We start from the raw sequence: 6,825 nt of genomic DNA, 5'->3' as shown, positions 1-6,825 counted from the left end.
AAGGCGCTCAAGGAGGACACCGAGCTCGTCGAGCTGGTGAACAAGGTGCGGGAGGAACACCCGACCTGCGGGAGACCGTCGACGGGGCCGAGCCGATCGTGGGCGAGCTGCAGGGCAACCTCGGCGGCGTCCTCGGCTTCATCCGCAACTGGGCGCTGACCACCAACCAGAAGGACGGCCTCTCGCACTACTTCCGGGCCAACTTCGTGGTCAACCCGGACGCCGTCTCCGGCTTCCTGCCCGGCGGCCTGCCCTCCACGGCGCTGCTCCCCGGCGCCGACCCGACCCCCGACCCGCAGATCCAGACGCCCGCCCCCCGGCCGGATGACCTGCCCACCCCCGGCGGCCTGCTCCAGAGCCAGCCGGACCCGAGCGGAAGCGCCACCGGCCTCGAGCCGGAGCAGGAACGCGGCGCGCTCGGCTTCCTCCTGGGAGGCAAGTGATGGCACAGACCTCAGCAGGCGTGGCGGCCCGCAAGGCCCGCAACGCGCGGTCCCGGGCGGCCGTGATCGGCGTGCTCATGGCGATCGGCGCGTTGTTCTTCCTGTACGTGGCCCTGAACGCGCCCAAGGGCCTGCCCTTCGAGCCGCACACCTACCGCAAGGTCGCCGTCTCCGACGTCGGCGACCTCGCCGTGGGCAACGACGTCCGGTTCGCCCAGGTCCGGGTGGGCCGGGTGGACGACATCGCGCTCGAGGGCGGCCAGGCCGTCGTCACCATGCAGATCGACGACGTCGACTCGCCGATCTACAAGGACGCGCGGGCGGGCGTGGTCGGCCGGTCCGGCCTCGGCCAGCTCTACCTCGACGTCGACCCCGGCACCCCCGCCGCGGGCGAGCTCGGCGAGGACGACGTGCTCCCCGCCGACCGCTCGCTCGGCTCCGTGCAGCTGCTGGACCTGGCGGGCGTCTTCGACCCCGCCACGCAGGACGGTGCCCGCACCACCCTGCAGCAGGTCGGCAACGGCGCCGCCGGGCACGGCCAGGACCTGCAGGACTTCCTCACCGCCTCGCCGCAGATCCTCCCGGACCTCGGCACCACGGCCCGGTCGCTGGCGGTCGACGACGGGCGGGACCTCACCGCCATGCTGCGGTCGCTGGAGAGCCTCAGCTCCCGCTTCGACGGCAGGCAGCAGGAGATCAGCGACCTGGTCGGCCAGCTCGACACCACGCTGGCCGCGGTCAACGCCGACAACGGCGACGCGCTCGGGAAGACCCTCGACGTCGCCCCCGAGGCGATGACCGAGGTCCGCCAGGCGCTGGTCGACCTGCAGCAGCCGCTGCGCACGACCACCTCGGCCGTCACGCAGCTGCAGCCGGGCGCACGCTCGCTCGGCGACGCCACCCCCGACCTGCGGGGTGTGCTCACCGAGGCGCCGCAGCCGCTGGACAGGCTGCCCGGGGTCGCCGACACGGCCGAGCCCGCGCTGGGCTCGCTGACCCCGGCCTTCACCGACGCCCAGCCGGTGGCGCCGAAGGTCACCGAGGCCGTCGACTTCGCCCACACCCCGCTGCAGGTCCTGGCGCCGTACGCGCCCGAGATCGCGCAGTGGTTCACCAACGCGGGCTTCGCCCTGTCCGACGGCGACGCCGCCGGTCACTGGCTGCGGTTCACCCTGCTGCCGCGGGTGGAGAGCGTGTCCGGGGCCGCAGGCCTCGCCGACCCGCTGGCCACCGGGGACGCCTACCCGGGTCCCGGCGAGGTCCCGAACCAGGCCTCGAACGGCATCCTCCCGCTCCCCCTCGGAGGACAGCGATGAGCGTTCTGACTCCGCCGCCGGCGGCGAAGAAGCCGAAGCAGCGCAAGCGGCTCCCCACCGCGGTGGTGGCCCTGATCGTGTTCGGCCTGGTCGTCGGGGCCCTCGTGGCCGCGATCGGCAAGCCCCAGCTGGCCAGCTGGTTCGCGAGGCTCGGCGGTGACGAGGTGCGCCAGGTGCACTTCGCCGCCAACCAGTTCCTGCTCGCGGACACCAGCAAGGTCAAGCTCGCGGGCGTCGACTCCGGTGTCGTGGACAGCGTCGAGCCCGCCCCGGACGGGGGCGCGATCGTCACGCTCGTCGTCGACGAGGCGCTGGTCGAGGCGGCCGGGGACACCCCCTCCGCCCGGCTGCGCCCGACGACGCTGCTCAGCGGCCTGTTCTACGTCGAGATCGTCCCCGGCGGCGACAAGACGGAGGAGTGGACCCAGGACATCCCGGTGGACCGCACCCGGCTGCCCACCGAGGTCGACGACGTCGCCGAGCGGCTGCAGCCCGACGCGCTCGAGGGCGCCAAGGCCGCCGTCACCCAGCTCGACACCACCCTCGGCGAGGCGGGCGGCAACGAGGAGCTCCACGCGCTGCTCGCCGACGCCCCCGGCACGCTCGTCCCCGCGGGCGGCGCCCTCGACGCGCTCCGCGGGACCCGCCCGGACGTCGACCTGCCCGCGCTGGTGACGAACCTGCAGAAGACCTCCGCGGTCCTCACCAAGCAGGACGGCCAGCTGGACGCGATCATCGCGACGCTCAAGGACACCAGCGGGGTCTTCGCCGACACCGCGCAGCCGGTGGCCGACGCGATCGGGATGCTCCCGGCCACGCTGGACACCACCGACGCAGGCCTCACCCGGCTCGACGGCAGCCTCGACCGGCTCAAGGACACGGCGGGCCCCGCACGGCCCGCGGTGCAGGAGCTCGACGGGCTGCTGGAGAGGGCCGAGCCCGTGCTCGCCGACGCCCGTCCGCTCGTGGCGGACCTCCGGACGGCGCTGCAGGACACCCGCCCGCTCGTGGGCGACCTGGTCCCGACCAGCGAGGGTGCGACCCGGGTGCTCGACGACGTGGAGGGCCCGGTCCTCGACCGGCTCAACGGCCCCGTCCGGGACGCGCTGTACAGCGGCTACCAGGGCGTCGGCCCGTACCAGTACACCCAGGGCGACAACCCGTTCTACACGGAGATCGGCTACATGTTCACCGGCCTCGCCAAGGCGGGCGCCTACACCGACCCGAACGGCCACGCGGTGGCCTTCCACCCGGGTCCGGGCATCGGCACCGTCTCCGGGCCGGTCAGCCTCGAGGCGATGTACCAGCAGCTGTTCCACGGAACGGGAGAGCGGTGATGGCAGGCGTGTCCGCCCTCAAGCGGGGCTTGGACCGGGTGCGCAACGAGCCCGGCATGGGGCGCAACGTGATCGCCCTGGTGGTGGTCCTCGTGCTCGGCATGATCTGCGGGGGCTACATCTTGAGCCAGCAGCGGTTCACGGTGCCGTGGGAGGCGCGGACGTACGTCTACGCCACCTTCGCCGAGGCTCCGGCGCTCGCGCCGGGCCGCGGCCAGGAGGTCCGGATGGCGGGCGTCCCGGTCGGCGACATCCGCGACTCGGAGCTCGACGACCAGGGCCACGCCAAGGTCCTGCTCGCCATCGACAAGAACCTGTACGCGGACCCGGTGTACGACGACGCCACCCTCGTGCTCCGGCCGAAGAGCCCGCTCAACGAGATGTACATCGAGATGGACCCGGGCACCCCGCAGGGCCGGGCCCTGCCGGAGTATGGGGTCATCCCGCTGGGCCGGGCCAAGGCCCCCGTGCAGGTCGACGCCGCGCTGGCGCACCTGGACACCAACACCCTGGCCGCGGTGCAGAGCCTGCTGGTGGCCTCGGACGTGGCGCTGGCCCGAGCACCGGAGGACCTGCCGGGCGGGCTCGCGGCGACCGACGAGGTCGTCACGAACCTCAAGCCCGTCGTGGAGCAGCTCGACACCCGCCGCGAGCGGCTGGCCGGGCTGGTCACCTCGGTGTCCCAGCTCTCCACCGCCCTCGGCGGCGACGACGCGCGGCTCACCGACCTGGCGAACTCGCTGCAGACGACGCTGAGGACGGTCTCGGACCAGAGCACCGCCCTGCGGGACAGCCTGAACCAGCTGCCCGGCGTCGTCGACCAGCTCGGCTCGGCCACGGGCAGCGTGCAGCAGCTCAGCGACCAGCTCGACCCGACACTCGACAACGTCCTGGCCGCAACCGAAAGCCTCCCCGACTCGTTGAACCGGTTGACCGACACGGTCGACACCCTCGACACGACGGTCGACAAGGCTCGTCCGGTCGCGGAGAAGCTCAAGCCCTTCGCCGCCGACCTGCGGCCCTTCGTCGCGGACCTCAACGCGTCGATGCCCGACCTGCAGTCGATCTCGGGGCGGCTCGACCCGGTGACGGCCGGGCTGGTCCAGTACCTGCCCGACCTCGAGGCCTTCGTCTACCAGACGGCGTCCGTGACGAGCATGCAAGACGCCAACGGCGGCATCCTCCGGGGCCTGCTGCAGTTCGGTGACGCGACCCTGCCGATCCCGGGAGCCTCCGAGCTCTCGCCGACCCCGCGCTAGGAGGTGGCCACGTGAAGATCTCGTACTCCGCGCTCCCGGCCATCCGGACCGGCATCCTCGTCGCGTTCGTGGCCCTCTCGGGCTTCGTGTTCCTCTACTTCTGGACCTCCGTCGGCGGCTACGTGCCGCTGTACACCCAGAAGGCCTACCAGGTGAAGTTCGACGTGGACCACGTCAACAACCTGGTGCCGCAGAGCGACGTCACCCTCGCGGGCATCGTCGTCGGCGAGGTCGAGTCGATCACGCCGACGGCGGACGGCAAGGCCGCCGTCGTCGCGAACATCAGCGACGAGAAGGTCCTGCCGCTGCACGAGGGCGTCAACGGGCGGATCAACGCCAAGACGCTCGTGGAGGAGACCTACGTGTCCCTCCAGGACGGCACCGGCCCCGAGCTGGCGGACGACACCGTCCTCCCGGCGGGCGCCGTCCAGCCCGCCGTCACCATCGACGACGTCGTCCGCGCTCTGCCGGACGAGAACCGGGTCGCGCTGGCGGGCACCCTCCAGTCCCTGGGGGCCGCCACCGCGGGCACCCAGGACGGTGTGTCCGGGACGCTGCAGGGTCTCGGTGCGCTCGGCCGCGAGGGCGGCACGGCGCTCTCGGCGCTGTCGGCGCAGTCCGCGCAGCTCGAGGAGCTCTCGGCCAACACCACCAAGGTGCTGGCGGCGCTCGACACCCGACGCGGCCAGATCGCCGAGCTCGTCAGCGACGCGAACCTGGTGACGCAGGCGACCGCAGGCAGCTTCGAGGACATCCAGACCGTCGTGCGGAAGCTGCCCGGCGTGCTCACGACGGCCAAGGACGCGAGCGACGACCTGTCGAAGCTCGCCCACGGCCTGCAGCCGGTCGCGGACAACCTCGACCGCGCGGCGCCCGCGCTCAACGCGGCGCTGAACGAGCTGCCCGCGACCACGGGCGACCTGCGCAGCCTGCTGCCCTCGCTCGACCAGACCCTGGACAAGGCGCCCGCCACGCTGGACCGCGTCCCGGTGCTGTCGGACGACCTGGTGGAGCTGATGCCCAACGCCGACAAGGCGCTGGCCCAGCTCAACCCGATGCTGGAGTACCTGCAGCCCTACGGCGGCGATCTCTACCAGTTCTTCACCAGCTTCGGGTGGACGGTGGCGCGCGGCGACACCAACGGCACGCTCCTGCGGGTCATGCCGGTGTTCCACGCGCAGTCCTTCAAGGGCAACCCGGTGCCGATGAACGAGCTGGCCCCGCTGGACGACAACGACCCCTACCCGCGGCCGGGCACCCAGGCGAACCCGCCTGACGATAGCCCGCCGCCGCAGGTCGACGGCCCGTCGACCACCGGGAACTGATGAGGTCGGCCGTGGCCGGGCGGGTCGCCGGGGTGGTGTCGTTCCTGCGGCACCGCCCGGCGGCCCTGCTCGGGGTGCTGCTCGTCGTCGCGTTCGGCGTCGGCGGGCTCGCCCGGGTGGACGTCGAGACGGGGGTGGAGTCCTTCCTGCCCTCGTCGGACCCGTCGGTGCAGCGCTACGAGGAACTGGCCGCCTCGTTCGGCGGGGACCCGATCGTCGTCCTGCTGCGGTCGGACGAGCGGTCGGCCCTGCTGCAGCGGGACGCGATCGGGCAGCTCCTCGGGGCGGAGGGGGAGCTGTCCCGGCTCCCCGACGTCGCCTCGGTCTACGGCCCCGCGACCACGCTCAACCAGCTCTCGGCGCAGGCCCAGCGCCTGCTCGCGGAGCTGACCGGTCGCCGCGACGGGCTGCGGACCTACGCCGCGAACGAGGCACGGGCCCAGGGTGCCTCGGAACCGGCCGCCGCGGCGGCGGGGGAGCGGGCGGTCGCGGACTTCGACCAGCGCTACGGCCCGCTGATCGTGCAGGGCCTGCCCGTCGGCCTGCCGACCCTGCGCAACCAGCGGTTCATCGACAACGTGCTCTACAACCCCTCCGGCGAGCCGCGGCCCCAGTGGCGCTACGTCGTGCCGGACGACCACTCCGTCGCCGTGCTGATCCGGCCCCGCGAGGGTCTCTCCCAGGCCGCGACGGAGCAGTTGGTCGCCGCGGTCCGCTCCACCGTGGACGGTGCGGTGGCGCAGGGCATGCCCGCCTCCGCGGTGACGGTGTCGGGTGTCCCCGGGATCGTCGCGGCCCTGGGGCAGGCCGTGGACCGGGAGATCCCACTGATCGGCGGGATCGCGGTGGGCGCCATCGCGCTGTGCCTGTTCCTGGTCCCGTGGACCGCGCGCCGACGACGGCTGGTCCCCCTCGCGGTGACGTTGGCGGCCACGGCGCTCACCGTCGCCGTGCTGGGCTGGCTCGGCCGCCCGGTCTCGCTCGGGGTCGTCGCGTTCCTGCCCGTCCTCATCGGACTCGGCACCTTCTACCCGACGTACTTCGCCCGCGGCGCCCGGCCGCGCACGGTCCTGGTGGTGGCGGGCGGCACCACGGCGGGGTTCGCCACGCTGGCGTTCTCGCCGCTGCCCTTCGTCCGCGACCTC

General features: G+C 73.1%; 5 protein-coding genes and 1 pseudogene. All 6 read left to right on the top strand.

Features of this window, described 5'->3' with window-relative positions:
• A pseudogene (locus tag H5J29_RS16240) lies at nt 1-443 on the top strand (MlaD family protein); the annotation flags it as partial.
• The gene (locus H5J29_RS16235) at nt 443-1,759 is read left to right on the top strand and encodes an MlaD family protein (protein ID WP_181781803.1); all 1,317 of its coding nucleotides are present in this window, start codon (nt 443-445) and stop codon (nt 1,757-1,759) included. The pseudogene H5J29_RS16240 and the gene H5J29_RS16235, both read left to right, overlap by 1 nt.
• Nucleotides 1,756-3,096, top strand: coding sequence for an Mce/MlaD family protein (locus tag H5J29_RS16230; protein ID WP_181781802.1), 1,341 nt, complete (start codon nt 1,756-1,758; stop codon nt 3,094-3,096). The genes H5J29_RS16235 and H5J29_RS16230 overlap by 4 nt, the downstream gene beginning before the upstream one ends.
• Nucleotides 3,096-4,355 (top strand): MlaD family protein, encoded by a 1,260-nt coding sequence (locus tag H5J29_RS16225; RefSeq protein WP_181781801.1) that lies wholly within the window; start codon nt 3,096-3,098, stop codon nt 4,353-4,355. Before H5J29_RS16230 ends, H5J29_RS16225 begins: the two co-directional genes overlap by 1 nt.
• A gap of 11 nt (nt 4,356-4,366) precedes the next feature.
• Nucleotides 4,367-5,680 carry an MlaD family protein gene (locus tag H5J29_RS16220; protein ID WP_181781800.1) on the top strand — a complete coding sequence of 438 codons (1,314 nt, stop codon included), beginning with the start codon at nt 4,367-4,369 and terminating at the stop codon, nt 5,678-5,680.
• Nucleotides 5,680-6,825: RND transporter family protein (locus H5J29_RS16215; RefSeq protein WP_512700119.1), on the top strand; the 1,146-nt coding region annotated here is incomplete at its 3' end. The genes H5J29_RS16220 and H5J29_RS16215, both read left to right, overlap by 1 nt.

Source organism: Pseudonocardia pini (assembly GCF_013870575.1).
GTDB lineage: Bacteria > Actinomycetota > Actinomycetes > Mycobacteriales > Pseudonocardiaceae > Pseudonocardia > Pseudonocardia pini.
This window is presented reverse-complemented; position numbering and strand designations above follow the sequence as displayed.

What these genes read in the sequence shown, in the direction of transcription:
- H5J29_RS16235 (WP_181781803.1), top strand. Translation starts at nt 443, where the DNA reads ATGGCACAGACCTCAGCAGGCGTGGCGGCCCGCAAGGCCCGCAACGCG.
- H5J29_RS16230 (WP_181781802.1), top strand. Translation starts at nt 1,756, where the DNA reads ATGAGCGTTCTGACTCCGCCGCCGGCGGCGAAGAAGCCGAAGCAGCGC.
- H5J29_RS16225 (WP_181781801.1), top strand. Translation starts at nt 3,096, where the DNA reads ATGGCAGGCGTGTCCGCCCTCAAGCGGGGCTTGGACCGGGTGCGCAAC.